Origin of the sequence: Rothia nasimurium (genome assembly GCF_042660305.1) — a bacterium.
Lineage (GTDB): Bacteria > Actinomycetota > Actinomycetes > Actinomycetales > Micrococcaceae > Rothia > Rothia nasimurium.
Genome location: NZ_JBHSTW010000018.1, coordinates 445,582 through 471,552 on the forward strand (window position 1 = coordinate 445,582; position 25,971 = coordinate 471,552).

Genomic DNA, 25,971 nt, shown 5'->3' on the forward strand with positions numbered 1-25,971 from the left:
TGGCGCCACAGGGTCAGCCCCCGCAGCGAGTTGTTACGCCCCTGGGGCGTCATATGAGCAACCAGCCTCTTAAGTCTCAGCGGGTCAAGTGGATAGCGCTCTCGTGCGTTGCCCTTCTCGCTATGGTGGTTGCTTTTAGCGGTTTTGCCCTGGTGCGTTTGCGCAGCAACGTGCAGACCGCCGAGATGAACATTGGTGAGCTATCATCGAATCTTGCCAGCGGCCCTCTCGATATTCTTGTGATTGGCTCCGATACCCGTGCCGGGAACAACGGGGCCTACGGTACTGCTGAGGACGCCGCAGCCGGAGCCCGCTCCGATGTGATGATGCTGGTTCAGGTGAGCGAAGACCGTTCAAACGTCAACGTCATATCCTTCCCCCGCGACCTGATGGTCGATATTCCCAAGTGCACGGACGCCGAAACCGGTGAGGTCTACCCCGCCACCGAAGAAACCCAGATTAACGAGTCTCTCGAACGCGGTGGCCCCGGCTGCACCGTGGCCACAATCAGCAACCTCACTGGCGTAGCTATCGACCACTTTATGCTGGTGGACTTTAACGCCGTCAAAGCCCTATCGAGCGTTGTGGGTGGCGTTGAGGTCTGTGTAACTGAGCCGATTGACGACACCTACAGCGGGCTCAAGCTCCCCGCCGGAACCTCCAGCGTTGAGGGTGAACAGGCTCTGGCCTTCCTACGTTCTCGTCACGGCTTTGGCGACGGCAGCGATACCGCCCGTATCCAGGCCCAGCAGAGCTTCCTCGCCTCCCTACTGCGGAAGGTCCAGGCTGAGGGAACTCTCACCAACCCGGCTATGCTACTCAACATCGCTGAGGCTATTACCCAGAACGTCACCGTCGATAAGGAACTGACTAACCTGGGTAACCTGGTGAGCATCGGCTCTATCTTTGCCAACATCGACCTGAGCAAGGTCGTCTTTGCAACCGTCCCCAACGAGCCCTACATCTACGACGAGAACAAGCTCCAGCTCTCTGCCGATGCAGAGGATTTCTTCACCAAACTTCAGAAGGATGAATCCCTGGTCGAGCCTGCCCCCGCTGCTACTGCCAGCGCGAGTGAATCGTCCGCACCTGCCGTTGAACTGGCCTACTCCCTGGGCGTGAGCGTCACCGACGCTACCGGTGTAGAAGACCGGGCCCAAGAGCTAGCCCCCAAGATTGAGCAGGCTGGCTTTACCTCGGTCACGGTAGATACCACCGATGCGGTCTACACCGAGTCGGCCATTTACTACCCCTACGGCTACGATGCCGAGGCTCAGGCTATTGCTGACCTCTTCGGTATTACCTCGCTGACTCCCTCGGACCAGTATGTGGGTATTGCCGTTATTCTGGGGTCTGACTTGGCTGAGAACGATACCGTTGCCGCGCCCACCTCGGAGATTGCGGCCGGGGCTACCGGCCAGACCGCTGACCAGGTAACCTGCCAGCAGTCCTTCAGCTACTAAGCACCCACCCTGTAGTTCCATATAGTGGACGGGCGGCGGCAGGTTCTGCCGCCGCCCGTCTCTGCATGATACCGTGACAGTATGAGTGAGATGACACTGGTACTCCTTATCTGCCGTATCGAAGCGCCCCGGGTGTAGCTTCGATACGGGTCAGTGCTACCCGGGACGATACCCCTTCCTCACCGATCTCAACATCTAAGGTCATCACGATGAAAAACTTTCAGAAGCCCTCACCCATGCCCGTGCACAAGTACGTGCCATTTGACCAGCAGATTCAGGTTTCTTTGCCCGACCGCACCTGGCCTAACAAGACCATGACAAAGGCCCCCCGCTGGTGCGCTGTTGACCTGCGTGACGGTAACCAGGCCCTGATTGACCCCATGGATACCGAGCGCAAGCTCGCCATGTTTAAGCTCTTGGTCAAGATGGGCTACAAGGAAATTGAGGTCGGCTTCCCCTCAGCTTCGGCCACCGACTTCAACTTCGTGCGCACCCTCATCGAAGAGGGCCACATTCCCAACGACGTCACCATCCAGGTGCTGGTACAGTGCCGTGAGCACCTGATTCAGAAGACCTTTGAGGCTATCGACGGGGCCCCCAAGGCTATCGTCCACTTCTACAACTCCACCTCTGTGCTGCAGCGCCGCGTGGTTTTCAACCAGGACCAGGACGGCATCTTGGACATCGCCCTCACCGGTGCCCGTCTCTGCAAGAAGTACGAAGAGCAGCTGGCTGGCGACACCAAGATTACCTACGAGTACTCACCGGAGTCCTTCACCGGTACCGAGCTGGAATACGCGGTGCGCGTCTGCAATGCTGTGACCGATGAGCTGGGTATTGGCGAGGGCAACGAGGTTATTATCAACCTTCCTGCCACCGTTGAGATGGCTACCCCTAACGTATATGCCGACTCCGTAGAATGGGTCAGCCGCAACCTGACCAACCGGGAGCACGTCATTCTCTCCCTGCACCCCCACAACGACCGGGGCACCGGTGTAGCTGCAGCTGAGCTGGGCTACCTGGCCGGTGCAGACCGTATCGAGGGCTGCCTCTTTGGCAACGGTGAGCGCACCGGTAACGTTGACCTGATTACCCTGGGCCTGAACATGTACACCCAGGGGATTGACCCCGAAATTGACTTCTCCGACATCGACGAGATTCGTCGAACCGTTGAGTACTGCAACCAGCTGCCCGTTCACGAGCGTTCCCCCTACGGTGGCGACCTGGTCTTCACCGCCTTCTCAGGCTCACACCAGGACGCCATCAAGAAGGGCTTCGAGCGTATGGAGAAGGACGCTGCCGAGCAGGGTAAGAGCGTCGATGATTTGGTATGGGCTGTTCCCTACCTACCCATTGATCCCAAGGATTTGGGCCGTACCTACGAGGCTGTGATTCGTGTGAACTCCCAGTCGGGCAAGGGTGGTGTGGCCTACCTGCTCAAGAAGGACTTTGGGCTCGATTTGCCCAAGCGCGCCCAGCAGGAGTTCTCTGCTATTGTGCAGGCTCAGACCGATGCCCAGGGTGGCGAGGTTGAGAGCAAGGCCCTGTGGGATATTTTTGCTGATGAGTACCTGCCGAGCAGGGAGGCGGACGCCCGCTGGGGTAAGTACCGCATTGAATCGCTCTCTATTGACTCTGAGGAGCACGGTGAGACCACTATGCGGGTTGGCCTGAATATTGCTGGCCATACCTACAACCGAGTGGGTCAGGGTAGTGGCCCTATCGAGGCCCTGCAGTCGATTTTGGCCAAGGAGGGCGTGGACGTCCGCGTGCTCGACTACTCGGAGCACACCCTGGCTTCTGCGGCGAGCGCCCAGGCGGCCTCATACATTGAGGCAGCGGTGGGGAGCCGGGTGCTGTGGGGTGTCGGTATCGACAGCTCAACTACCCGTGCTTCACTCAAGGCTATGATTTCAGCGGTGAACCGCGCACTGCGTGACTCTGCTGAGTAGAGCATAAGTGTGGGCCGTGCCGGGACTTCCGGTACGGCCCATCTTTTGACAGTGCCCCGTATAACAGGTCAAGGTAGAGACCTGGCACACTGAATGTGGGAGAATAAAGACGTGACTTCAGCGCTATCTACGACTAAGACCATTCGTGATAGCGCTATTGTTTTACGCACCCAGGATTTGGGGGAGTACGACCGCATTATTATCCTGGCTACCCGGCAGCGGGGAATTGTGCACGCAGTAGCCAGGGGAGTGCGCAAGAGCAGCTCCAAAATTGGTGCCCGGCTCGAGCCCTTCATGCTGGTCGACATTTCGGCTGCCCCCGGTAAAAAACTCGCTACGATTTCGCAGGTTGTTACCCGCCGCGCCTATTTGGGGCCGATTATCAACGACTACACCCGTTACACGGTCGCGGCTGTCTTAGCCGAGGTGGCAGAACAACTGCTCAACCACGAACAAGAGCGCTTAGAGGAGCAGTTCACGCTGTTAGCCGGGGCTCTCTCAGCCCTAGCGCGGGGTACCTACCCGCCCCACCGCGTCCTTGACTCCTACCTGCTACGAGCCCTGCACAGGGCGGGCTGGAGCATGGCCATTGGTGCCTGTGCCGCCTGCGGTAGCCTGGATGACCTCACCTATTTTTCCCCCTCCCTGGGGGTGCTGTGCACCGGGTGTGCGCGCACCGGTGATTTCCCTCAGCTCAGCCCACTGGCTCCTGAAGAACCTGCCTATTTAGCGGCTCTGGCCACCGGCGACTGGCCCGACATTTTGAGCGAGCACCCACCCGCGCTCCGGCAGCGGGCAGAACGGCATATCATGGACTATGTGCAGTGGCAGCTTGAGCGGCCGCTCAAAACTCTGACCACCCTAGAGAAGGAAATCTAGTAGATGACACCGGTGAAGCCCTACAGCCACCCCAGCGGCGCCGTAGCCCCTGCGATTCCGCGCAAGTTCGTGCCCCAGCACGTGGCCGTGGTGATGGACGGCAATGGACGCTGGGCCAACGAACGCGGCCTACCCCGCAATGAGGGCCACCGAGCCGGTGAAGCAGCCCTACTCGATGTGGTTGCTGGTGCTATCGAAATGGGTATTCCCTATGTTTCTGCCTACGCTTTTTCAACCGAGAACTGGCGTCGTAGCCCCGATGAGGTCGCCTTCCTCATGCGGTTCTCCTCTGAGGTTCTAGAACGTCAGCTAGAGACCCTCAAAAGCTGGGGGGTTCGCATCCGCTGGGCTGGCCGTCGGCCCAAGCTCTGGAAGTCGGTTATCAAACTGCTCGAAAAGTGCGAAGAAGAAACCAAGCACAACACCCTGTGCACCCTGACCATGTGCGTCAACTACGGGGGTAGGGCAGAAATTGCGGACGCCGCCGCCCTGATTGCCGAGGACGTCGCAGCCGGCCGCCTCAAGCCCAAGCACGTCAACGAAAAAATCTTCCAGAAATACCTCGACGAGCCTGATCTGCCCGACGTTGATCTTTTCCTCCGCACCTCTGGTGAACAGCGTTTCTCTAACTTCCTTCTCTGGCAGAGTGCCTATGCCGAGATGGTCTTTATGAACGTACTCTGGCCCGATGTTGACCGTACGGTACTGTGGCAGGCGGTAGAAGAATACGCCCGCCGTGACCGCCGCTACGGTGGGGCCGTTGATAAGGTGACCCAACCCTAAGTTTCCTCCCACACTAGGCGAAAGCCGCGGCTGAAAGGGGTCCGATATGCGGATCTACCCAACCCTGTTCAAACTCTTCTTCAAACCCATGGACGCTGAGAAGGCTCACCATGTGGGCATGTGGGGAATACAGACCCTTCGCCGCACCGGCATTTCTCGCCTGGGGGGTCGCTACTTTGCGCCTCACCCGTCACTGGCTACCGAGGTCATGGGCCTTACTTTCCCCTCGCCTTTCGGCGTTGCCGCTGGTTTTGATAAGGGCGGTAAGGCAATTCCGGCGCTAGGTAACCTGGGTTTTGGGCACATTGAAATCGGTACGATTACCGGCCAGGATCAGCCGGGCAACCCCCAGCCCCGTCTTTTCCGTCTGGTAGATGATAAAGCCATTATTAACCGCATGGGCTTCAATAACGATGGGGCGGCAGCAGCTGGCCCCCGTGTTGCAGCTGCCCGCGCGGATCTTGAAGCCGAATATCGGGGTAAGGTACGCCCCGTTATTGGTGTCAATATCGGTAAAACCAAGGTGGTAGCCCTTGAGGACGCTATCGAGGACTACCTGGTGAGCACTCGGGTTCTTGCGCCCCAGGCTGACTATCTCGCTGTGAATGTCAGCTCGCCGAATACCCCGGGTCTGCGATACCTTCAGGCGATTGAGACCCTTGAACCTCTACTTGAGGCTGTACGTGCTGAAGCCGACCGCGTCGTGCAGGGGCGCCGTGTGCCCCTGGTCGTGAAGATTGCTCCTGATCTGGCCGATGAAGATATTAAGGACGTTGCCGCGATGGCTCTGCGTCTGGGGCTAGACGGCATTATCGCCACGAACACCACGATTGCCCGTGATGGGCTGGGCCTGGTTAGCCCTCAAGCTAAGGTTAAGGAAATTGGTGCGGGTGGCCTCTCAGGCGAGCCCCTCAAGAAGCGTTCCCTTGAGGTTCTCAGCCTGCTGAAAGCTGAGGTGGGGGACCAGCTGGCTCTTATCTCGGTAGGTGGCGTTACCACCGCTCAGGACGTCACCGACCGCCTGGATGCGGGCGCCAATCTGGTGCAGGGTTACTCTGCTTTCATCTACGAAGGCCCCCTGTGGGCAGCTCATATTAATCGTGGACTATTGAAATTGCGGAAAACCCGCTAGACTAGACACGTGCGATCATGACACAAAGTGGCGCTACCTCTCTAGAGAGGTAGCGCCACTTTGAATTTAAGGTTGAAAGCTAGCGGATTTACTCCGTCGTGGCCTTACTTGGGGTATTCGCCGCGCTTAACCTGAGGCTTGGGCAGGCGGAAACGGCGAATCATCATGACGCGGTTGAAGGCGTAGAAGCCGGAGCGGGGCTCGATGGAGCCAAACTTTTCGGTCAACTTCTTCTTGAGCCCGCGCCACATAATCATGTAGTCGATGACCCAGAGCAGAATCATGCCCCACATCAACAAGGTGGTGTACTCCCGCATGCTGGGGGTGAAAAGGCCGACAATGAAGACAGCCAGAATAACGATAAGCATGATGTCACCTACGTTGAAACGGGCATCAACGTAGTCACGGATATAGCGGCGCTGGGGGCCACGATCGTTGGCGGGCAGGTAGCGCTCATCGCCGGTTTGCAGGGCCTGCTGCTGCTTCGCCCGGAACTCGCGGTCGGCTTCACGCTGGGCGTCCTTTGCGGCCTTGCGGTCTGCGGGAACCAGGGGAGTGCGGCGGGCAGCTTCACGTTCTTTTCGGGAAGGGGTAGGACGCCCCTTGGGCGCGGTGTACCCCGGCTGGGTGGTTTCAGGGGTTTCGCTTGCTACCGGAGTAGCCTCGGCAACCACAGAACCAGCATTTTCTGATGATTTCTTATTACGACCAAACACCCCTTAAGAATAACCAAGTTCGTGCGTAGATATACAGTCAGAGCGTATTCTGAGATGTATGACAACACACGATTTTGATTTTTCTGCCCGCCCGGCTCTAGCAACCTACATCGAAGAGAACTTTGAAGCTCAGCTTGAACATCTAGCTGAGCTCGTGGCTATCCCTTCTGTTGCCTGGGAGTCTTTTGATCTTACTGAGGTACAGCGCAGTGCCGAAAAGGTGAAGAGCCTGGCTGAGGAAGCCGGTTTTGAAAGTGTTGAGATTCTCTCAGCGTCCTATGGGGAAGGCCAGCAGGGTATGCCTGCGGTCGTAGCCCACTCACCGGCTGCACCTGGCTTCCCCACCTTCTTGCTCTATGCCCACCACGATGTGCAGCCAGCTGGCGACCGCTCCCTCTGGGAAACCGAGCCTTTTGTCGCCACTCGCAAGGGCGATCGCCTCTACGGCCGCGGAGCTGCGGACGACAAGGCTGGCGTCATCGCCCACCTGGCTGCCTTTAAGGCTGCGCGCGAAGTACTAGGTGACGACTTTAAGGTTGGCGTCACCCTCTTTATCGAGGGCGAGGAAGAGGCTGGTTCACCCAGCTTTGATAACTTCCTGCATACCTACCGTGACAAGCTTGCTGGCGACTACATCGTTGTAGCAGACTCGGCTAACTGGAAAACCGGCGTACCGGCCCTTACCGCGGGCCTGCGTGGTGTGGCGAGCGGTGATATTTCTGTACGCGTGAGCAGCCACTCGGTTCACTCCGGCATGTTCGGCGGCCCCCTGCTGGACGCTAACACCGTCCTTATCCAGCTACTCGCCACCCTGCACGATACTCAAGGTTCAGTTGCGGTTGAAGGTTTAGTTACTGCACCTGAACCTGACGTTGAATACCCTGAGACCGATTTCCGCACCGATTCTGGCATTCTCGACAGCATGAAGCTGGCAGGTCAGGGGTCCATCTCCTCCCGCCTCTGGTCCCAGCCCGCTATCTCCGTCATCGGTATGGACATCACCTCGGTTGCCGAGTCCTCAAATACTATTGCTGCCACAGCCAAGGCGCGCATCAGCGTCCGCCTGGCTCCCGGCCAGGATCCCGCCGCAGCCCACCGGGCACTTGCCGAGCACTTCGCCCGCCACAACCATCACGGGGCAGAGGTGACCTACCACGCAGAAGACTCCGGCCAGCCCTACCAGGCCGACCTTTCTGGCAGTGGCGCCCAGCTAGCCCTGGCAGCACTGGGGGAGGCCTGGGGAGTTGAGCCTGTCACCACCGGCATGGGCGGGTCCATCCCCTTCATTGCGACCCTCACCGAGGTCTACCCCGATGCCCACATTCTGATTACCGGTATCGAAGACCCCGACACCCGTGCCCACAGCGCCAACGAGTCTCTGTTCATCCCCGACTTCCAAAAGGCAATCCTGGCTGAGGCCCTTATGCTGGCGGCAGCTCACACCGGCAACTAGGAAATTCACTTGACTGCGAACATCTCGCGCCCCGCACCCAAGAGGCGTAAGATTGACATCAAAACACCCCACGAAAGGATTGCTCATGTCTGAGGCAGTACTTGAAGATCTTCCCAACCACGGCGTTAACCTCACCGAGGTTGCAGCCGGTAAGGTTCGTTCCCTGCTTGAGCAGGAAGGACGCACCGACCTGCGCCTGCGCATCGCCGTGCAGCCCGGCGGCTGTTCAGGCCTGATTTACCAGCTCTACTTCGACGAGCGCGTGCTCGACGGTGATGCCGTCCGCGACTTCGACGGCGTAGAAGTCATCGTTGATCGTATGAGTGTTCCCTACCTCGAAGGCTCAACCATCGACTTCGAAGACACCATTCAGAAGCAGGGGTTCTCCATCGATAACCCCAACGCCCAGGGCTCCTGCGCCTGTGGAGATTCCTTCCACTAAGCGTCCGCCCAGCCCGCTTCACAGGTGGGGGTATGCTCCGGCATACCCCCACTTTTCTGTTTCAGCCCGCCCAAACATGAAATACTTATGTAATGACACGTCAGTTCATTGACAGGTTGTCACCAGAAACGCCCGTTTGAGGGTAAGCTCGTATTGAAAGAATTAACACCTGGGTTAATGCTGTCCACACACAGCACCAGGTGACACGCACATCGCTACAGGAAGGGCCGTCTGTGAGTTCGCAGCATCGAACCAGCAGCAAGGGGCTTAAGGGCAAGGCAGTAGCCGCTGCCACAGCCGTTTCAGCGCTGCTCTTGACCGGTTGTTCAGAACAGGCATCAGTGGGCTGGCTGCCCACTCAGCGTGGTGTAACCGATAACGCCGATACCATCATGGACCTCTGGATTGGTACATGGATCGCCGCGTTGGCTGTAGGTCTTGTGACCTGGGGCCTCATGCTTTGGTGCATCATCGCCTACCGCCGTCGCAAGTACGAAACCGGCTACCCCCGCCAGGTGAGCTACCACGCTCCGCTGGAAATTTTCTACACCGCTATCCCGATCATCCTGATCGTCAGCTTCTTCACCTTCTCAGACCGTGCTGAGCGCGAAATCACCGCTCCCAAGTCTGAAACCGCCGATGTCACCATCGAGGTTTACGGTAAGCAGTGGGCATGGGACTTCAACTACCTCGACGAAAACGTCTACTTCGCCGGCGTCCAGGCTCGCCTCGACAAGGAAGGCAACGTAGGCGTTGAGGAAACCCTCCCCACCCTCTACCTGCCGGTCAACTCAACCGTAGACCTGCAGCTCAAGTCCCGTGACGTCATCCACTCCTTCTGGATTCCCGCCTTCCTTGAGAAGCGCGACACCATTCCCGGCATGACCAACCACATGTACTTCACCACCGGTTCCGAGCCTGCTCGCTACCAGGGTAAGTGTGCCGAACTCTGCGGTGAGTACCACTCAGAGATGCTCTTCAACGTTGAAGTTGTCAGCCAGGAAGACTACGACGCCTACATCCAGTCACTGGAAGATGAAGGCAACATTGGCCGTCTGGGTGACGAGTACAACCGTAACCCCAACATGAACACCAACAACTAAGAGGTAACCCGTGACTACTCTTGAGTATTCAGCTGAGACAACCGGTAGCGTTGTCCCGCGGGTGGTTCCTAAGTCCAAGGGACGAATCATCGTCAATTGGCTGACTTCCACCGACCACAAGACCATCGGGTACATGTACCTGATCGCCGCGTTTATTTTCTTCTGCTTTGCCGGTGTCATGGCTCTGCTTATGCGCCTGGAGCTCTTCACCCCCGGTATGCAGTTCCTCGAAACCAAGGAACAGTTCAACCAGCTCTTCACCATGCACGGCACCCTGATGCTGCTCATGTTTGGTACCCCGCTGTTCACCGGTTTCGCTAACGTCCTGGTACCCCTGCAGATTGGTGCACCCGACGTTGCCTTCCCCCGCCTGAACTCCCTGGCCTTCTGGTTCTTCCTGTTCGGCTCACTGGTCGCCATCGCTGGCTTCCTTACCCCCCAGGGTGCAGCTTCCTTCGGCTGGTTCGCATACGCTCCGCTGAACAGCACCACCTACAGCCCCTCTGTCGGTGGTGACCTCTGGATCTTCGGTCTGGCTCTTCAGGGCTTCGGCACCATCATGGGTGGCGTCAACTTCCTGACCACCATCCTCTGCATGCGCGCCCCCGGTATGACCATGTGGCGTATGTCGGTCTTCACCTGGACCACCCTGATCACCGCAATCCTGATCATCATGATCTTCCCGCCGCTGGCGTCCGCCCTGTTCGCCCTCGGTATGGATCGCCGTCTCGGTGGCCACATCTTCGACCCCGAAAACGGTGGCGCCGTCCTCTGGCAGCACCTCTTCTGGTTCTTCGGTCACCCCGAGGTTTACGTTCTGGCTCTGCCCTTCTTCGGCATCGTTTCAGAAATCATCCCCGTCTTCTCACGTAAGCCGATTTTCGGTTACAAGGGTCTGATTTTTGCAACCATCGCTATTGCGGCTCTGTCAGTTACCGTGTGGGCACACCACATGTACGTCACCGGCGCGGTCATGCTGCCCTTCTTCTCCTTCATGACCATGCTGATTGGTATTCCTACCGGCGTGAAGTTCTTCAACTGGATCGGCACCATGTGGCAGGGCTCCATCACCTTTGAGACCCCCATGCTCTGGGTTATCGGCTTCCTGATCACCTTCCTCTTCGGTGGTATCACCGGTATTATCCTGGCAACCCCGCCGCTGGACTTCCACCTGTCTGACTCCTACTTCGTGGTCGCTCACTTCCACTACGTCATCTTCGGTACCCTCGTCTTCGGTATGTTCGCAGCTCTCTACTTCTGGTGGCCCAAGTTCACCGGCAAGATGCTGAACGAGCGCCTGGGCAAGATCCACTTCTGGCTGCTGTTCATCGGCTTCCACATGACCTTCCTCATCCAGCACTGGCTCGGTGTCGACGGCATGCCCCGCCGCTACGCAGACTACATGCCTGAAGATGGCTTCACCTGGATGAACCAGCTCTCAACCGTAGGCTCCATGATTCTGGCAATCTCCATGATTCCCTGGTTCTGGAACGTCTACACCACTGCCCGCAACGGCAAGCGTGTTGAGGTTGATGACCCCTGGGGCTTCGGTGGCTCACTGGAATGGGCAACTTCTTGCCCGCCCCCGCGCCACAACTTCACCGCCCTGCCCCGTATCCGTTCAGAGCGTCCTGCACTTGACCTGCACCACCCTGAACTGTCCACCAACAATGACGTCGCTGCAGCAGCCCGCCAGGCAACTGCACGCTAGGAGGCCACTGTGAAACTTCTTGCTAAGATTTTCGGTTTCATCGGCGTCTTCCTGATTCCCGTTGGCATTGTCTACGGTCTGATGACTGACTTCACCGAGTGGGCCGGTTTCCCCGCGATTCTGGCTACCGCCGTGATGTGTCTCTTCCTCTGGTACTTCCTGAACTTCACCGACAAGAAGCACCCCGACATGCCCTACGAGAACCTCGAAGGTGAAATCGCTGATGGCGCTGGCGACTACGGCTTCTACTCACCGTGGTCATGGTGGCCCCTCTTCATCGGTGTTGCTTGCACCATCGTTGTTGTAGGTCTGGCTATCGACTGGTGGATCGTACTCGTTGCCATCCCCTTCGCAGCAGCAGCTGTTCTGGGTTGGGTTTACGAATACAACCGCGGCGACCACGCCCACTAAGAGTCTTACCTGGCTCAAGGGGTGGGGCCCCTATCCTCTCGGATAGGGGCCCCACCCTTTTTTGTGCCATTTTTAGATTGCTGAGGGGAGGTTGGGAGGACGGCACAGGACGGCACAGGACGGCACAGGACGGCACAGGACGGCACAGGACGGCACAGGACGGCACAGGACGGCACAGGAGCCAGCCTGACCCTGCCAGCCCACCCTAGGAGTGCGACACGCCGAACCGCTCAAAGAATCTTTAACTATGTGATGAACCGTCAAGAGCACCCGCCAACATAGCTCCCTGAGCTGGGAGACCATCCCTGTGGCGGGCGCTCAGCGACACGCCCCCGGTTCAGACGGCGCGCTGTGCCCCCCCGCGTCCTCGATGCACAGAAAAGCAGTTCAAAGAGGTATAAGGGCCTCCGTGAGCTAGGGGAGAGCCACCTCATTTACCCTGCATAATCCCCCTGCACCTTGCGCAGAACGGGGCCAGCACACGCGGCCTCGGGAGTGCGCTACTTTTTTCAGAGCCGTCATGGCTGCATAGGGGAGCAGAGCTAAACCCAACAAACTAGTTTTGGCTCCTAAAAGGCTCAGGAAGCCCTTAGAGGCGATGATTGGCTCGGTCATTGATAACCAATCACGCGGGGCCAGTAAAAGCCTGTTAAAACACGTGTGGGGCACCCCGTCAGGGGTGCCCCACACTGTTACTACAACCGTATGTTATTTTTCGATTGAGTCGGCCTTGTGGCCGTCAACCTCATGTGCACCGTGGTGCTCATGGTGAGCTGCTTCGAGCTCAGCGGGAGTTACGGCAACTACGCGGTCTTCGAACCAGATCTTTGAGAGACCTGCGCGGGTCTTCTCGATTAGGCCAACCTTGCCCTTCTTGTTGGGCTGAGCCGGGATGGGCTCGGGTGACTCGAAGGAGACCAGCTCGTAGCGGCGGTATTCATCGAGAGGCTTGTGAACCTCGATGAACTCACCGTGGGGGAGCTGGACGACCTTACCGGTTTCGATACCGTGCAGTACGAGCTCACGGTCCTTACGCTGCAGAGCCAGGCAGATGCGCTGGGTGATGAAGAAGCCAATGAGGGGACCGAATACGAAGGTAAAGCGGAGCCAGTAGGCAACGTCGTTCAGCGATACATGGAAGTGAGTTGCGATTAGGTCGGAGCTTGCCGCGATCATCAGGGATGCGTAGCCAATGATGCCTGCTACACCCACACCGGTACGGAAGGGGGCGTTGCGGGGGCGGTCCAGGATGTTGTGGACGCGGTTGTCCTTGGTAACCCACTGCTCAATCCAGGGCCAGAAGACCATGGCCATCATGACTGAGCCAGCCATCAGAGCGAAGGGGAGAAGGACACTCAGAACCCAGGTGCCACCGAGGAATTCGAATTCCCAGGGCCAGGGCCAGACGCCGGGCCACAGACGCAGGGCGCCGTCACCGAAGCCTACGTACCAGTCAGGCTGGGTACCGGCCTGTACCGGTGAGGGGTCGTAGGGGCCGTAGTTCCAAATCGCGTTGATGGTAAAGGTTGCGCCGAGGAAGGCGATGATACCGAACACGATGAAGAAGAAACCGCCAGCCTTGGCTGCGTAGACGGGGCCCACGGGGAAGCCAACGACGTTGTTCTCGGTGCGGCCGGGGCCGGGGTACTGGGTGTGCTTGTGCAGTACAACCATGAACATGTGAATAGCCACGAGCAGCAGAAGCATCGCGGGGATAATCATGATGTGCAGGGTGTAGAGGCGACCAATCACAGCGGTACCGGGGAACTCGCCACCGAAGAAGAAGAGCGAGATGTAGGTACCAACCAGCGGGATTGACTTGAAAATACCGTCAATAATGCGCAGACCGTTACCTGAGAGCACGTCATCGGGCAGTGAGTAGCCGGTGAAGCCAGCCAGAATACCGATGATGAGCAGGGTGCAACCAACAACCCAGTTCAGTTCACGAGGACGGCGGAAAGCGCCGGTGAAGAAGACGCGCAGCATGTGCACAGTCATCGCCATCATGAACATCAGAGCTGCCCAGTGGTGAATCTGACGCATCAGCAGACCACCGCGGACGTCAAAGGAGATGTCCAGGGCAGAGGCGTAGGCGGCAGACATGTGGGTGCCCTTCATGGGGACGTAGGAACCGTCGTAGGTTACCGACACCATGGTGGGGTTGAAGAAGAAGGTGAGGAAGGTACCTGAGATGATCAGGATAACCAGGCTGTAGAGCGCAACTTCACCGAACATGAATGACCAGTGATCGGGGAAGATTTTGCGACCGAATTCCTTGATGATGCCTGAAGCACCAACACGCTGATCAACGTAGTGGGCGATACGACCGGTTGAGGTCTTTGCCTTGTAATCAGACTGCATTGAAGTCGACATTATGCTTCACCTGCCATTTCCTTGATGTGCTTTGCACGCTCCCAGTAGCCGGGGCCAACGGGCTCGTGGAAGTCACTCTGGGCGACCAGGTAGCCTTCGGAGTCAACTGCGATGGGCAGCTGGGGCAGGGCGTGGCCTGCGGGGCCGAAGATAACCTTGCACTCTTCTGCCGCGTCAAAGGTTGACTGGTGGCAGGGGCAGAGCAGGTGGTGGGTGCGCTGCTCGTACAGAGCGATGGGGCAGCCTACGTGGGTGCAAACCTTGGAGTAGGCGTAGATGCCGTCAACGTTCCAGTTTTCGCGACCGGGGGTGACCTTCTTGATGTCAGCGGGATCCAGACGCATGAGCAGCACAACGGCCTTGGCCTTTTCCTCGAGGTAGCCGTTCTCGTGGGTCAGGCTAGAGAGGGTTTCGGGCAGGACGTGGTAGGCAGAACCCAGAGTAACGTCAGCAGCCTTGATGGGGGTGCCGGAGGGGTCGCGCACGAGGCGGACGCCTTCGTCCCACAGGGTGTACTTGAGTACTGAGGGGTCTGCGGGGCCCAGGTCACGGAACAGGGTGACGAAGGTCAGGGGAGCGAGGATAACGGAACCGATGAGGGTATTACGAAGAAGCGGGCGACGCTTGATGCCTGATTCTTCGATGATGGTTTCAACGATTTCCTGAGCCTCTGCGCGGTCCTCTTCAGAGGTAACCGCGTGACGCTCTTCGACCATTTCGTGGTCGGGCATGAGTGAGCGTGCCCAGTGGACGATACCGATACCGATACCGAACATGGCAAAAGCGATGCCGAGACCCAGCAGAAGGTTCTGCAGACGAAGCATGTTGTTTGCTTCGGGGTTCATGACATCGTAGAAGTTGCCGCTTACCTCTACACCGAAGTAGCCAATCCAGAAAAGCAGGGAGCCCAGCATGGAGATGACGAATAGCAGAACTACCTGTCGCTCGGCACCCTTAGCTTTTTTGGAATCGACGTCGGTGAGTCGGGGAGCATGCGGGGGAAGTCCGGGGTTAGCGAACTTCTCCTGACTTGCCTCTTGAGAGGTAACTACGGCAGCCTTTTCATGTGCGCCGTCACTATGGTTTCCCATGTGTTGCCTCAAATCTTCCTTGGTACGAAATTTATGTGTGTGCGTGAGCTTATGCAGCTCGTGAAGTCAGCCAGAGGGTGAATGCAATGACGATGACCAGGCCGAGGGTCCAGATCAGAAGACCTTCAGACACGGGGCCGAGTGAGCCAAGCTTGAAACCACCAACCGATGCGTTAACTTCCTGGGACTTCAGGTAGGTAATGACATCGCGCTTTTCTTCGGGGGTGATGTTTGCGTCGTTAAAGACGGGCATGTTCTGCGGGCCAGTTTCCATAGCCTCGTAGATGTGCTTCTCTGAAACGCCCATCAGGGTAGGAGCAAACTTACCGCGGGTAAGAGCACCACCAACGCCAGCAGCGTTATGGCACATAGCGCAGTTTGCGAGGAATACCTTTGCGCCATTGGCTGCATCGCCCTTGGAAACATCGAGGTACTCTTCCTCGGGGATGGTGGGGCCTGCACCGAGTGATGCAACGTAGGCTGCGAGCTGCTTAGTCTGCTCATCGTTGAACTGGCCGGGCTTCAGCTGAGCCTGAACGCCCTGCATCTGCATGGGCATGCGGCCGGTGCCTACCTGGAAGTCAACAGCAGCAGCGCCAACACCGATCAGTGAGGGGCCGTCTACTGAGCCTTCTGCGTTAGTACCGTGGCAGGTTGCACAGTTGGCCAGAAAGAGTTTCTGGCCTTCTGAGATGTCTTCTGCAGTGTAGGTGGTGCTTGTAGCGGCTTGAGCCTCGTTAGTAGCCGTGGCAACTGCGTAGAGGCCACCAGATAGGAGGAGGGCAAGGGCAAGCAACACGAGAGCTGCGAGCGGATGACGTCGCTTTTGAGAAAGTGCCTTCACGTCGTTGTTCCTTTGTGTGTGTGCTAGTTGGTTTACTTTTAGCGGTTACCGGTTACTTGAGGAAGTAGACGATAAGGAACAGGGCGATCCAGACGACGTCTACGAAGTGCCAGTAGTAAGAAACAACGATTGCTGAGGTTGCTTCGTAGTGACCGAAACGCTTAGCAACATAGGCACGGCCGATGATCAGCAGGAAGGCGATCAGGCCGCCGGTTACGTGGAGTGCGTGGAAACCGGTGGTGATGTAGAAAGCTGAGCCATAAGCACTTGACGCGATAGTCATACCTTCAGCTACAAGGTTTGCGTATTCGTAAGCCTGGACGGAAACGAAGAACGCACCCATGATGAAGGTGAGCAGGAACCACTCAACCATGCCCCATTCACGGACATTGAAGAGGGAACCGGTGCGGCGGGGCTTGAGCTGTTCAGCCTTGAAAACACCAAACTGGCAGGTAACGGAGCTCAGCACCAGCACGATGGTGTTGGCGAGAGCGAGAGGGACTTCAAGCAGCGGGGTGTTCTCAGCCCAAATATCGGGGCGAGAAGCGCGCAGAGTGAAGTACATTGCGAACAGGCCGGCGAAGAACATGAGCTCTGAGGCAAGCCAAACGACGGTGCCGACAGACACCTGGTTGGGTCGATTCAGAGCGGCGTGTGCCGACTTACTTGGGGTATGGGTTGCAGTTGTCACATAGACATTATGTCTGTAAAAGTGCCCGTGAACCAATAGGTAAGGGGGTTTGCTAGGAGGTGTGTTGTAAATCCTGCATATCTCCCCCTAATCTAGGGGTTTTTAGTACAGGCTTGGCGACACGTTGTGTGTAAAACTTGCGTAACCCAACGACCAGCCACCCTGGGATGGAAAGTCCCCGCGAACGTCCGTCTCACGAGCTCGCCCGGGAACTAAAAGAACCGTAGAATGTGAGCCATGACAGGCACCATCACGTGGAAACTTATTCTCAATCAACTCGTAGCCCAGCAGGACCTCTCGTCAGACCAGATTAACTGGGCTATGCAAGACATCATGGCGGGATCAACCCCGGAAGCTATTATCGGAGCTTTCCTAGTTGGACTTCATGTTAAAGGTGAAACTCCTGAAGAACTTGCTGCACTTGCGCAAGGCATGCTTGATAAGGCAGAACACATAGAAGTTACCAGAGATGCTGTAGACATTGTGGGCACTGGGGGAGACCAGCAGAATACCGTCAATATTTCCACTATGGCCTCACTGGTGATTGCGGGGGCGGGTGTACCCGTCATTAAGCACGGCAACAGGGCCTCTTCATCATCAAGTGGAAGTGCAGATGTGCTGGCTGAGCTAGGCATAAATCTAAACCTAAACATTAAAGATGTGGCAGGTGCGGTGGATGCTGCGGGTATCACTTTCCTCTTCGCCCAGGTCTTCCACCCCTCCATGCGCCATGTAGCACCTGCCCGGCGCTCCATTGGCGTACCCACAGCCTTCAACTATCTTGGCCCCATGACCAACCCCGCCCGGGTCCGGGCTTCAGCCATCGGTGTAGCAGACCCCGAGATGGCTGAGAAAATCGCCGCCGTTTTCGCTTCCCGCGGGGACCATGCCCTGATTTTCCGCGGGAATGACGGCCTGGACGAAATTACCATCACCGGTGAGTCGCAAGTTTGGGAAACCTTCAATGGGGGAGTTGAGCACCACTCACTAACCCCCACCGATTTTGGTATCGATTGTGCCAGCCTGGACGATCTACGCGGGGGAGATGCCCAGCATAACGCCCAGGTTGTGCATCAGGTTCTCGACGAGACTCCCGGCCCAATCCTCAACGCGGTTTTACTGAATGCTGCAGCAGGCTTGACTGCTTACCGCCCGGTTAACAATAGGCCTTTCGCAGAGCGCTTTGAGGAAGCCCTGCAGGACGCTCGCCACTCAGTGGAGTCAGGTAAAGCTAAGGCTGTGCTTGAACGTTGGATTGCTTACAGCAACAGTAAATAACAACATAAAGGTGTGGCCCCAGACTTTCTGGGGCCACACCTTTTTAAAGACTGTCTACATCAAGAAATTTAGGCCTTGCGGCGTACCAAGCCAAGGATAAGGCGCCAGCCCACCAAGAAGACCAAGAGAGTAAGAGCTGAGACAAGAACAAAAGCAGTTGCCGCAGTATCGCCGAAGGAGAGGCGCAAGCCAAGCCCAAGCACCAGGGTGCTGACCCACATCATAAAACCTTCAAGCAAGAGGGGAAGCTGCCGCCTGGAGCTCACGGCCCACACACCAATATGGCCAGCGCAGGCTGCCAGTAAGAAAGGTGCGGCGGTGGCTAATAGCTGGGATAGCGGTTCCTGGTGGCTAGTGAGCCCGATGGCAATAAAAAGAAGGACGAGGGCCAGGTCAACCACGGCGCGAACCGGCTGGGAAAAATATTTACCTGAATCAACTGAACTGAGCATAGTTTTACTCTAACGCAGGAGCGCTAAGCTCAGCAGCTGTGGAGTAAGTCGAGGGCGTCAGGGGAGCATTTTTAGCTTTACTTTACATAATGTATATTATCGGCTTACTAGAAAGCCTAGCTGAGCTGACCAAATCCTCTCATAACTCACGTAATGACTAGCACAGAGAAACCACATCAGGGAGAATAGATAAGTACTAACACACACCTACCTGTGGGAGGTACACATGATTGAATGGTTCGCACAGAACCTCTGGGCTTTCTGGCTCACCGCTGCCATTGTTCTAGCCATTATTGAGATTTTGATGCTCGACTTCGTCTTTCTGATGATGGCCCTAGCTGCCCTGTCGGCAACACTGAGCACCACCTTCCTCGACTCCTTTGTTGGTCAGGTTGTTCTTTTTGCAGTTGTTAGTATCGCCCTTCTCTTAGGGCTCCGCCCACCGCTTATTAAGCGTTTCCATCAAAGCTCGCCCAATATTGCGATGAACTCTAATGGGCTTATTGGCCAGGACGCTCTTATTACCCAGACGGTCACAGAGCAGACAGGTCTTGCCCATATCGCCGGTGACACCTGGACGGCCCGCCCCGAAAGCAACCAGCTGGTTCTCCCTGAAGGGTCAACAGCAACCGTGGTAGCCATTCGCGGTGCAACTGCCTACCTAGCCCCTCACACCACAAAATAACCTTTAACTTAAAGATTAAGGTCGTAACCTATGACAGCTTCAACCATCACCACAACCATCCTGCTTACAGCCCTCGTGCTCTTGGTGCTCATCACCCTGCTCAAGGCTGTGCGCATTATTCCTCAGGCCCGCGCTGGCATTGTCGAGCGTCTGGGTAAGTACCACACCACCCTCAACCCGGGCTTTCATGTGACCGTCCCCTTTATCGACCGCGTCCTGCCCCTCATTGACCTGCGTGAACAGGTCGTATCTTTCCCAGCCCAGTCCGTTATCACCGAAGATAACCTGGTTGTGGGTATCGATACCGTGGTCTACTTCCAGGTGACCGACCCCAAGGCAGCGACTTACGAAATCACCAACTACATCCAGGCCGTAGACGAGCTAACCAGCGCCACCCTGCGCAACGTCGTCGGTGGTCTCAACCTCGAAGAAACCCTGACCTCCCGCGATCAGATTAACAGCGAGCTGCGAGGGGTTCTCGACAGCACCACCGGCCGCTGGGGTATCCGCGTCTCCCGCGTCGATATCAAAGAAATTCAGCCTCCGCACTCCATCCAGGACTCCATGGAAAAGCAGATGCGAGCCGAGCGTGACCGCCGAGCCGCAATCCTGACCGCTGAAGGCCAGAAGCAGTCCCAGATTCTAACCGCCGAAGGTGACTCCCGTGCTGCGATTCTACGAGCTGAAGGTGAAAAGCAGTCCCAGATTCTGACCGCTGAGGGTGACGCTAAGGCAGCTATCCTGCGTGCTGACGGTGAAGCCCAGGCTATCCAGAAGGTCTTCCACGCAATCCACGCCTCGAACCCCAGCCAAAAGCTACTGACCTACCAGTACCTGCAGACCCTGCCCAAGCTGGCCGAGGGCGATGCTAACAAGCTCTGGTTCATTCCCACCGAGCTGGGCGATGCCCTGCGCGGTATCGGCAACGCCTTCTCACCCCTGGGTAGCGAGGGTGCACCTGAGACTGAGGGAGAATCTACCCCTGCGACTCCCCCGTCCTCTCCCCTGGTCGACACCCCGGTGATCCGCGTGACCCCTGAAGACCTCAACCCCAACCTCGACAAGCTCGATAGCGGCGTTGAAATCCCTCAGGAGGGCGAGCTCCCTACCGACGAATCAGCTGAGGGCACAGACCCCCACACCCCCGGCGCCTAAAGGTTATAATGGGTATTTGGCCTGCACGGTTTACCCGCCTTTGAGTAGTTACAAACCTGCAAGCACTTCAGTCACCGTTTATGGAGGAAGAAAATGAGCGATCGCAGCCTGCGCGGTATGCGCCTGGGTTCACAGTCAATGGAAACCGAATCAGGCGTGGAGCCGGCTCCCCGCCAGCGTGTGGAATACCGCACCGAAGACGGTGAACGAGTCTTCGTTACCTTCGCGCAGGAAGCTGAGATTCCCGCAACCTGGACCGCCAAGTCCGGCAAGGAAGCCTTCCTGGTTTCTGGCGACGGCAAGGTTGAAGAGAACGCTGAAAAGCCTGTTCGTACCCACTGGGACATGCTCCTGGAGCGCCGTAGCGTCGAAGAACTCGAAGAGACCCTGCAGCAGCGTCTTGAGATTTACCGGGAGCGTCACGCCCTCTAGGCTAGCTTCCCTCTAAGACGAAGGGCCCCGCCAGTTATCTGGCGGGGCCCTTCGTCTATCAACTGCTATTACTTCTTGATGATGGAGCGGACGCGCTCTGCCCGGGCGGTCAGGCCCCAGCGGGTTACCTTGGTCATGGAGTCAACGATGATGTTGCCGTCCATCTTGGAGCTACCGATTTCACGCTCTACGAAGGTGATGGGTACTTCTACAATTTTCAGGCCGGCCTGTTCGGAGCGCCAGGCCAAATCAACCTGGAAGACGTAGCCCTTGGAGTCGATACCTTCGAGGTTAAGCTTCTGCAGGGCTTCGCGGCGGTAGGCGCGGTAGCCCGCGGTGATATCTTTGACCTTGGTGCCCAGAATCAGGCGGGTATAAAGGTTGGCGCCGCGGGAAAGGATCTGGCGGTGCAGGGGCCAGTTTTTGGTTTTGCCGCCGGGTACGTAGCGGGAACCGATAGCTAGGTCGGCTCCCCCTTCGATTGCCTGCAGGAGCAGGGGCAGCTGTTCGGGCTGGTGGGAGCAGTCGGCGTCCATCTCAACGAGCACGTCGTAGCCAGCTTCTAGGCCCCAGTCGAAGCCTGCCAGGTAGGCGCCACCCAGGCCGTCCTTGACGGTGCGGTGGAGGACGTTGATGTGGCTGTCTTCTGCTGCCATGGAGTCGGCAAGCTGGCCGGTGCCGTCGGGGCTGTTGTCGTCGACGACGAGGATGTCGCAGTCGGGCACGGCTGCGCGCAGGCGCTCTACTACGATGGGAAGGTTTTCCTTCTCATTGTAGGTAGGAATCACGGTTAGTACTCGCATGCGGTCTCCTTGTCATGGCCCATCCGAATCGTGGGACGGCGTGTAAACCAGTTTTTCATTATATAGGGTGCAGGTGCCCGAGCGTGTATCGCGGGCCTGGGTCTGAGGTGACGCCTAGCCCACTTTGCGGCCGCTGCGGTACAGGCTGACCAGTTCAGGGCGGGGTACGTCGGGGGCAAGGACAGGGAGCAGGGGGGTGCGGGCGCGCGGGTCGGTACTCCAGGCTGCAATGCGGCTGTCGGGGGTCTGCACGATGAGTTCGGTGATGGTCCAGAGGGCGCAGTGGGCGGGGGCTCCGGGCACGAGCTGTCCGGTGAAGGGGTTGGGGGCGGACGCGGCGCGGTAGACTGCGCGGGTGCAGGCGGCAAAAGCGGCGCGAGCCGATACTGCCTGTTCTGCCTGAGCAGGGTTGACGGCGGCGTTCACCAGTTCCCAGCCCAACAGTGAAGGCCGGTCACCCGGGTCTGACCCTAGGGTAACTGCAGCCCCTGCCGCCAGGGCCCGGCCAAAGGCTTCGCCGGAACGATCGAAGTCACCTGAGAAACCGAGGGTGACCTGAAGGTCTTTCGCTTGCTCCAGCTCATCCTGAGCTAGCTTGGTGAGACCCTCCAGGCTGGGGCTGATACGCAGACGGGTGAGCCCATCAAGAGGCGCCAGATGAGCCAGGTACTCCCCTACCTGAGCCGCCTCGGTGACCACCAACATGAGCTGCAGGCGCTTTTCGGCCAGCAAAGCCAGTAACTGCGAGTTAAGCTCTCCCGGGGATGAGACAAAAACACCGCGGACGCCAGCGGGCAGCTCCCTGCCACTCTCAAGGCTGCTTACGGGGAGGTAGTAGTCAGCAGCTACCGCAGGGTGAGCTGCCGGGAGCTCCTGCGCGAAATCAGTGAGCAGCAGGCGGGCATAACCGTAGCCAGCTGCCGCTAGCTCATCAAGCAGGGCGGGAGCGTCCGCCCCGGTCGTAGAAGCCGCCGCTAGAGCAAAGCTGGGGGTGACCAGACGTCCGCCCAGCTCCTGCACGGTCATGGAGGAATCCGCGATGGAGCGGGCACCGGCGTCCTGCCCCACCCACTCCACCCGCCCCTCGTTCATGACCAGGGCGGCAGCAAAGGGGTCAGCGGGGCTGTAGACAGAGCCATCGAGCATGACAGTTGCGGGCATCATTGCCGTCCTTTCAAAATACTGACAGTAAAACAGACTAAAGCTGGGTTGCCACCACGCCGCGGCGCAGCAGGTTAATAGCGGCCTCGCACTGGGTGCGCAGCTGGGGGTCAGACGACGCCACGTGGGCAATCTGATCAAGGCTGTCGATGACCTGCTTGGTCCAGCGCACGAAGTCGCCAGCGGCCAGGTCGGTACTATCGATCGCCTGGGCAAGGCTCTTGCCCCGCGCCCACTTATAGACGGGCCAGACCATACCGAAGTCGGGTGAAGCGGTCTGCGGTAGCCGGTGGAGTTTTTCGGCGTCGTTGAGCTTGTTCCAGTGCTTCAGCACGGTCATCAGTGCCCCCTCAACCCCGTGACCGGGGTAGCGAGATAGCAGACCCAGCTCATCGCGTTTAGCCTCATAGACCAGGGCTGAGACCACCGCAGCGGTAGAAGCCGGGTCAAGGCCCTGCAAGAAGCCGTCCTCAAGGCAGAGGGAGGTCAGCAGGTCCTTTTCACCGTAAACCCGACGCAGTGAGGCCCCTCGGGCGGTGAGCATGCGACGCCCCTCCACTGTCTCAACGTAACCGTAGCTAGCCAGCAACTGAGTGATGCGCTCAAAGACTTGGGCGATAGTGTTGGTGCGGCGCTCAATCTGACGGCGCAAACCGTCGGTATCGCGCGACAGGCGGTACCAGCGCTCAGCCCACCGGGCATGATTCTCGCGGTCAGAGCACCCATGGCAGGGGTGGTTACGCAGAGCCCGGCGCAGCTCCTCAATCTTCTGTTCGTCCCCGCGCTCGCGCTCGTTGAAGTACTTCTTCTGAGACCCCGAGCGGGCAGGAAGCCCCTGATAGAGGGCCTCACGCATACGAGAGGCCATGTCCCGGCGGTCCTTGGGGGTCTTACCGGTGAACTTCTTTGACACCTTAATCTTCGAAACCGGCAGAACAGGCCCGTCGAGGTCGCGGGGGTCGAGGCGGCGCAGCTGCGCTGCCATCGTCAGGATGGACGGGCGTGGGTCGTCCAGAGACTCGGCCCTGGCCAGCACCACGGCAGGCCCCGCATTACGGCCCCGGGGGATCTCGATGATATCGCCGGGCAGCAGGTCAAGGACGGACGCCACCGCCTGGGACTGCCGCAGACGACTACGGCCCTTCTCGGCCTTTTTCTCAAGATCAGAAAGGTCACGGCGGATGCGGGCGTACTCGGTAAAATCACCCAGATGGCAGGTCATCGCCTCTTCGAAACCTGCCAGAGCCTTTTCGTTCTTCCTCACCCGAGAAGCCACCCCCACCACCGACTTATCAGCCTGGAACTGGGCAAAGGAACTTTCCAGAATCTTCTTGGTACGCTCAGTGCCAAACTGGGCAATCAGGTTGGCGCTCATATTGTAGGTGGGCTTGAAGGAAGAATTGAGGGGGTAGGTGCGCTTCGAGGCCAGGCCCGCTACCTGCTGGGGCTCTAGACCTGGGCGCCACATAACCACAGCATGACCCTCAACGTCGATACCGCGGCGGCCCGCGCGTCCGGTCAGCTGGGTGTACTCCCCCGGCGTGATATCCACGTGGGTCTCACCGTTGAACTTGGTGAGCTTCTCAAGCACCACCGACCGGGCCGGCATATTGATGCCCAGCGCCAGGGTCTCGGTCGCAAAGACCATGCGAATCAGTCCCTCAGAAAAGAGGGTCTCAACAACCTCCTTGAAGACCGGCAGCAGACCCGCATGGTGGGCCGCTACACCCCGCATCAGGCCCTCACGCCACTCGTAAAAACCGAGCACCGCCAGGTCACTGGTCTCAAGGCTAGCGGTAGCCTCAGCGATATAGGCCCGAATAGCCTGGGCCTCAGCCTCGGTTGTTAGGCGAATGTCGGCATCGATACACTGCGATACCGCAGCATCGCAGCCCACCCGCGAGAAAATAAAACAGATACCGGGCAGCAGACCCGCCTTATCGAGGGAACGAATCATCTCTGGGCGACTAATGCGCTGGGGGCGGACGGGGGTGCTCACCTCATCCGCGCTGCTGCGGCGCTCGCGGTCATAGCCCTGGGACTGGTAGCCCTGGTTACGACCACGTTTTCCCTTGCCCAGCCGGGAGAAGGACTTACCGCCGGGGCCCCGTGAAGGGCGGGGGCGGCGTCCGACCCGCACCAGCTCCGGGTTGACCTCGGGTAGGTCTGTGGCGGCTGCGGCGTCCTCAACGGTGGTATCGCCAGCGAAGAGGTCCATAAGGTGGCGTCCCACCATCACGTGCTGCCAGAGGGGAACCGGGCGATGTTCAGAAACGATAATGTCGGTCTGCCCGCGCACGGTATCGAGCCAGGCACCGAACTCCTCAGCGTTAGAGATAGTGGCCGATAGGGCGATAACAGAGATCGATTCGGGCAGGTGAATAATGCACTCTTCCCACACCGCCCCGCGGGAGCGGTCAGCCAGGTAGTGCACCTCGTCCATCACCACATAGCCCAGGTTGGCCAGAGTGGCGGAATCTGCATAGAGCATGTTGCGGAGCACCTCGGTGGTCATCACGACCACGGGGGCTTCGGAGTTGATGGAGGTGTCGCCGGTCAGCAGCCCCACGGCGTCCTCACCGTAGGCTGCCACCAGGTCGTTGTACTTCTGGTTACTCAGAGCCTTAATCGGGGTGGTGTAAAAGGCCTTTTTACCCTGCGATAGAGCCAGGTAGATAGCGAACTCTCCCACGATCGTCTTGCCCGCCCCAGTGGGGGCAGCAACCAGCACGCCCCGGCCGTCCTCAACCGAAGTGCAGGCCCGGCGCTGGAAGTCATCCAGGTCAAAGCTCAGGGTCTGCTCAAAACGGTAGAGAGCGGTCTTTGAGAAGGTGGCGCGTTCTTTGGCGCGCAGGTACTGTTCAGCGTAGCTAGCCATATGTCTAATCTTAGGCGGTAGATTTCGGCCAGAGGCACCCCGCAGTCAGCTTTCGTTCCAGCGCGAACAAAAAACCGCCCCGA

23 protein-coding genes are annotated in these 25,971 nt (G+C 58.3%); 14 read left to right on the forward strand and 9 right to left on the reverse strand.

Annotated features, from left to right (window positions below; translation table 11 throughout):
- Window positions 1–53 precede the first annotated feature (53 nt).
- The 5 genes from ACFP6B_RS09065 to ACFP6B_RS09085 all read left to right on the forward strand — a co-directional run bounded on the left by ACFP6B_RS09065 (window position 54) and on the right by ACFP6B_RS09085 (window position 6,209).
- Entirely contained in the window at window positions 54–1,463 is a 1,410-nt protein-coding gene (locus tag ACFP6B_RS09065; RefSeq protein WP_377129386.1) for an LCP family protein, read from the forward strand.
- Window positions 1,464–1,672: 209 nt separating this feature from the next.
- Window positions 1,673–3,415 carry a 2-isopropylmalate synthase gene (gene leuA, locus ACFP6B_RS09070; RefSeq protein ID WP_237198957.1) on the forward strand — a complete coding sequence of 581 codons (1,743 nt, stop codon included), beginning with the start codon at window positions 1,673–1,675 and terminating at the stop codon, window positions 3,413–3,415.
- A gap of 111 nt (window positions 3,416–3,526) precedes the next feature.
- A complete protein-coding gene (gene recO / locus ACFP6B_RS09075) occupies window positions 3,527–4,294 on the forward strand; it encodes a DNA repair protein RecO (protein ID WP_377129389.1) in 768 nt (255 codons plus the stop codon).
- 3 nt (window positions 4,295–4,297) lie between these two features.
- Window positions 4,298–5,077 carry an isoprenyl transferase gene (locus ACFP6B_RS09080; RefSeq protein ID WP_377129391.1) on the forward strand — a complete coding sequence of 260 codons (780 nt, stop codon included), beginning with the start codon at window positions 4,298–4,300 and terminating at the stop codon, window positions 5,075–5,077.
- A gap of 46 nt (window positions 5,078–5,123) precedes the next feature.
- The gene (locus ACFP6B_RS09085; RefSeq protein ID WP_377129393.1) at window positions 5,124–6,209 is read left to right on the forward strand and encodes a quinone-dependent dihydroorotate dehydrogenase; all 1,086 of its coding nucleotides are present in this window, start codon (window positions 5,124–5,126) and stop codon (window positions 6,207–6,209) included.
- Window positions 6,210–6,313: 104 nt separating this feature from the next.
- On the opposite strand, the gene ACFP6B_RS09090 is transcribed toward ACFP6B_RS09085, so the two are convergent.
- On the reverse strand, window positions 6,314–6,883 hold the full coding sequence (locus ACFP6B_RS09090) for a DUF3043 domain-containing protein (RefSeq protein WP_377129395.1): 570 nt from the start codon (window positions 6,881–6,883) through the stop codon (window positions 6,314–6,316).
- A 100-nt stretch (window positions 6,884–6,983) separates the two neighbouring features.
- Between ACFP6B_RS09090 and ACFP6B_RS09095 the strand changes: the two genes are divergently transcribed.
- The 5 genes from ACFP6B_RS09095 to ACFP6B_RS09115 all read left to right on the forward strand — a co-directional run bounded on the left by ACFP6B_RS09095 (window position 6,984) and on the right by ACFP6B_RS09115 (window position 12,045).
- Entirely contained in the window at window positions 6,984–8,378 is a 1,395-nt protein-coding gene (locus ACFP6B_RS09095; RefSeq protein ID WP_377129397.1) for a M20/M25/M40 family metallo-hydrolase, read from the forward strand.
- Between the two features lie 85 nt (window positions 8,379–8,463).
- Complete coding sequence (locus ACFP6B_RS09100) at window positions 8,464–8,820, forward strand: HesB/IscA family protein (protein ID WP_377129399.1); 357 nt, start codon at window positions 8,464–8,466, stop codon at window positions 8,818–8,820.
- A gap of 233 nt (window positions 8,821–9,053) precedes the next feature.
- Window positions 9,054–9,923, forward strand: coding sequence for an aa3-type cytochrome oxidase subunit II (gene ctaC / locus ACFP6B_RS09105; RefSeq protein WP_237205234.1), 870 nt, complete (start codon window positions 9,054–9,056; stop codon window positions 9,921–9,923).
- 10 nt (window positions 9,924–9,933) lie between these two features.
- Window positions 9,934–11,634: an aa3-type cytochrome oxidase subunit I gene (gene ctaD / locus ACFP6B_RS09110; RefSeq protein ID WP_185172910.1), complete on the forward strand. Its 1,701-nt coding sequence runs from the start codon at window positions 9,934–9,936 to the stop codon at window positions 11,632–11,634.
- A gap of 9 nt (window positions 11,635–11,643) precedes the next feature.
- The gene (locus tag ACFP6B_RS09115; RefSeq protein ID WP_185172911.1) at window positions 11,644–12,045 is read left to right on the forward strand and encodes a cytochrome c oxidase subunit 4; all 402 of its coding nucleotides are present in this window, start codon (window positions 11,644–11,646) and stop codon (window positions 12,043–12,045) included.
- Between the two features lie 708 nt (window positions 12,046–12,753).
- Here the strand turns inward: ACFP6B_RS09115 and qcrB are convergent.
- From qcrB to ctaE, 4 genes are read right to left on the reverse strand one after another with little or no spacing between them, the layout of a single operon-like run.
- The gene (gene qcrB / locus ACFP6B_RS09120; protein WP_237204948.1) at window positions 12,754–14,418 is read right to left on the reverse strand and encodes a cytochrome bc1 complex cytochrome b subunit; all 1,665 of its coding nucleotides are present in this window, start codon (window positions 14,416–14,418) and stop codon (window positions 12,754–12,756) included.
- Window positions 14,418–15,509 (reverse strand): cytochrome bc1 complex Rieske iron-sulfur subunit, encoded by a 1,092-nt coding sequence (gene qcrA, locus ACFP6B_RS09125; protein ID WP_185172913.1) that lies wholly within the window; start codon window positions 15,507–15,509, stop codon window positions 14,418–14,420. The genes qcrB and qcrA overlap by 1 nt, the downstream gene beginning before the upstream one ends.
- A gap of 49 nt (window positions 15,510–15,558) precedes the next feature.
- Window positions 15,559–16,353: a cytochrome bc1 complex diheme cytochrome c subunit gene (qcrC, locus tag ACFP6B_RS09130; RefSeq protein ID WP_237193731.1), complete on the reverse strand. Its 795-nt coding sequence runs from the start codon at window positions 16,351–16,353 to the stop codon at window positions 15,559–15,561.
- 52 nt (window positions 16,354–16,405) lie between these two features.
- Window positions 16,406–17,044 carry an aa3-type cytochrome oxidase subunit III gene (ctaE, locus tag ACFP6B_RS09135; RefSeq protein ID WP_185172915.1) on the reverse strand — a complete coding sequence of 213 codons (639 nt, stop codon included), beginning with the start codon at window positions 17,042–17,044 and terminating at the stop codon, window positions 16,406–16,408.
- Between the two features lie 237 nt (window positions 17,045–17,281).
- On the opposite strand from ctaE, the gene trpD reads away from it, so the two are divergent.
- On the forward strand, window positions 17,282–18,322 hold the full coding sequence (trpD, locus tag ACFP6B_RS09140) for an anthranilate phosphoribosyltransferase (protein ID WP_377129403.1): 1,041 nt from the start codon (window positions 17,282–17,284) through the stop codon (window positions 18,320–18,322).
- Window positions 18,323–18,390: 68 nt separating this feature from the next.
- Here trpD and ACFP6B_RS09145 read toward each other — a convergent pair whose 3' ends face one another.
- Window positions 18,391–18,774: a DUF3054 domain-containing protein gene (locus ACFP6B_RS09145; protein WP_237185678.1), complete on the reverse strand. Its 384-nt coding sequence runs from the start codon at window positions 18,772–18,774 to the stop codon at window positions 18,391–18,393.
- A 226-nt stretch (window positions 18,775–19,000) separates the two neighbouring features.
- On the opposite strand from ACFP6B_RS09145, the gene ACFP6B_RS09150 reads away from it, so the two are divergent.
- The 3 genes from ACFP6B_RS09150 to ACFP6B_RS09160 all read left to right on the forward strand — a co-directional run bounded on the left by ACFP6B_RS09150 (window position 19,001) and on the right by ACFP6B_RS09160 (window position 21,046).
- A complete protein-coding gene (locus tag ACFP6B_RS09150) occupies window positions 19,001–19,459 on the forward strand; it encodes an NfeD family protein (RefSeq protein ID WP_377129405.1) in 459 nt (152 codons plus the stop codon).
- Window positions 19,460–19,489: 30 nt separating this feature from the next.
- Window positions 19,490–20,614, forward strand: a complete 1,125-nt coding sequence (locus tag ACFP6B_RS09155; protein ID WP_377129407.1) for an SPFH domain-containing protein — start codon at window positions 19,490–19,492, stop codon at window positions 20,612–20,614.
- Between the two features lie 93 nt (window positions 20,615–20,707).
- Window positions 20,708–21,046 (forward strand): RNA polymerase-binding protein RbpA, encoded by a 339-nt coding sequence (locus ACFP6B_RS09160; protein WP_135011868.1) that lies wholly within the window; start codon window positions 20,708–20,710, stop codon window positions 21,044–21,046.
- Window positions 21,047–21,114: 68 nt separating this feature from the next.
- Here ACFP6B_RS09160 and ACFP6B_RS09165 read toward each other — a convergent pair whose 3' ends face one another.
- The 3 genes from ACFP6B_RS09165 to ACFP6B_RS09175 all read right to left on the reverse strand — a co-directional run bounded on the left by ACFP6B_RS09165 (window position 21,115) and on the right by ACFP6B_RS09175 (window position 25,888).
- The gene (locus ACFP6B_RS09165; RefSeq protein ID WP_237204941.1) at window positions 21,115–21,849 is read right to left on the reverse strand and encodes a polyprenol monophosphomannose synthase; all 735 of its coding nucleotides are present in this window, start codon (window positions 21,847–21,849) and stop codon (window positions 21,115–21,117) included.
- A 114-nt stretch (window positions 21,850–21,963) separates the two neighbouring features.
- Window positions 21,964–23,013, reverse strand: a complete 1,050-nt coding sequence (locus ACFP6B_RS09170) for a hypothetical protein (RefSeq protein WP_377129410.1) — start codon at window positions 23,011–23,013, stop codon at window positions 21,964–21,966.
- A 34-nt stretch (window positions 23,014–23,047) separates the two neighbouring features.
- Window positions 23,048–25,888 (reverse strand): DEAD/DEAH box helicase, encoded by a 2,841-nt coding sequence (locus ACFP6B_RS09175; protein ID WP_377129411.1) that lies wholly within the window; start codon window positions 25,886–25,888, stop codon window positions 23,048–23,050.
- Window positions 25,889–25,971 lie beyond the last annotated feature (83 nt).

Coding starts and splice junctions, on each gene's coding strand:
- ACFP6B_RS09145 (WP_237185678.1), bottom strand. CDS start 18,774: ATGCTCAGTTCAGTTGATTCAGGTAAATATTTTTCCCAGCCGGTTCGC.
- ACFP6B_RS09155 (WP_377129407.1), top strand. CDS start 19,490: ATGACAGCTTCAACCATCACCACAACCATCCTGCTTACAGCCCTCGTG.
- ACFP6B_RS09085 (WP_377129393.1), top strand. CDS start 5,124: ATGCGGATCTACCCAACCCTGTTCAAACTCTTCTTCAAACCCATGGAC.
- ACFP6B_RS09170 (WP_377129410.1), bottom strand. CDS start 23,013: ATGATGCCCGCAACTGTCATGCTCGATGGCTCTGTCTACAGCCCCGCT.
- ACFP6B_RS09150 (WP_377129405.1), top strand. CDS start 19,001: ATGATTGAATGGTTCGCACAGAACCTCTGGGCTTTCTGGCTCACCGCT.
- trpD (WP_377129403.1), top strand. CDS start 17,282: ATGACAGGCACCATCACGTGGAAACTTATTCTCAATCAACTCGTAGCC.
- qcrB (WP_237204948.1), bottom strand. CDS start 14,418: ATGTCGACTTCAATGCAGTCTGATTACAAGGCAAAGACCTCAACCGGT.
- qcrA (WP_185172913.1), bottom strand. CDS start 15,509: ATGGGAAACCATAGTGACGGCGCACATGAAAAGGCTGCCGTAGTTACC.
- ACFP6B_RS09080 (WP_377129391.1), top strand. CDS start 4,298: ATGACACCGGTGAAGCCCTACAGCCACCCCAGCGGCGCCGTAGCCCCT.
- ACFP6B_RS09165 (WP_237204941.1), bottom strand. CDS start 21,849: ATGCGAGTACTAACCGTGATTCCTACCTACAATGAGAAGGAAAACCTT.
- ACFP6B_RS09175 (WP_377129411.1), bottom strand. CDS start 25,888: ATGGCTAGCTACGCTGAACAGTACCTGCGCGCCAAAGAACGCGCCACC.
- leuA (WP_237198957.1), top strand. CDS start 1,673: ATGAAAAACTTTCAGAAGCCCTCACCCATGCCCGTGCACAAGTACGTG.
- ACFP6B_RS09065 (WP_377129386.1), top strand. CDS start 54: ATGAGCAACCAGCCTCTTAAGTCTCAGCGGGTCAAGTGGATAGCGCTC.
- ACFP6B_RS09160 (WP_135011868.1), top strand. CDS start 20,708: ATGAGCGATCGCAGCCTGCGCGGTATGCGCCTGGGTTCACAGTCAATG.
- ACFP6B_RS09100 (WP_377129399.1), top strand. CDS start 8,464: ATGTCTGAGGCAGTACTTGAAGATCTTCCCAACCACGGCGTTAACCTC.
- ACFP6B_RS09095 (WP_377129397.1), top strand. CDS start 6,984: ATGACAACACACGATTTTGATTTTTCTGCCCGCCCGGCTCTAGCAACC.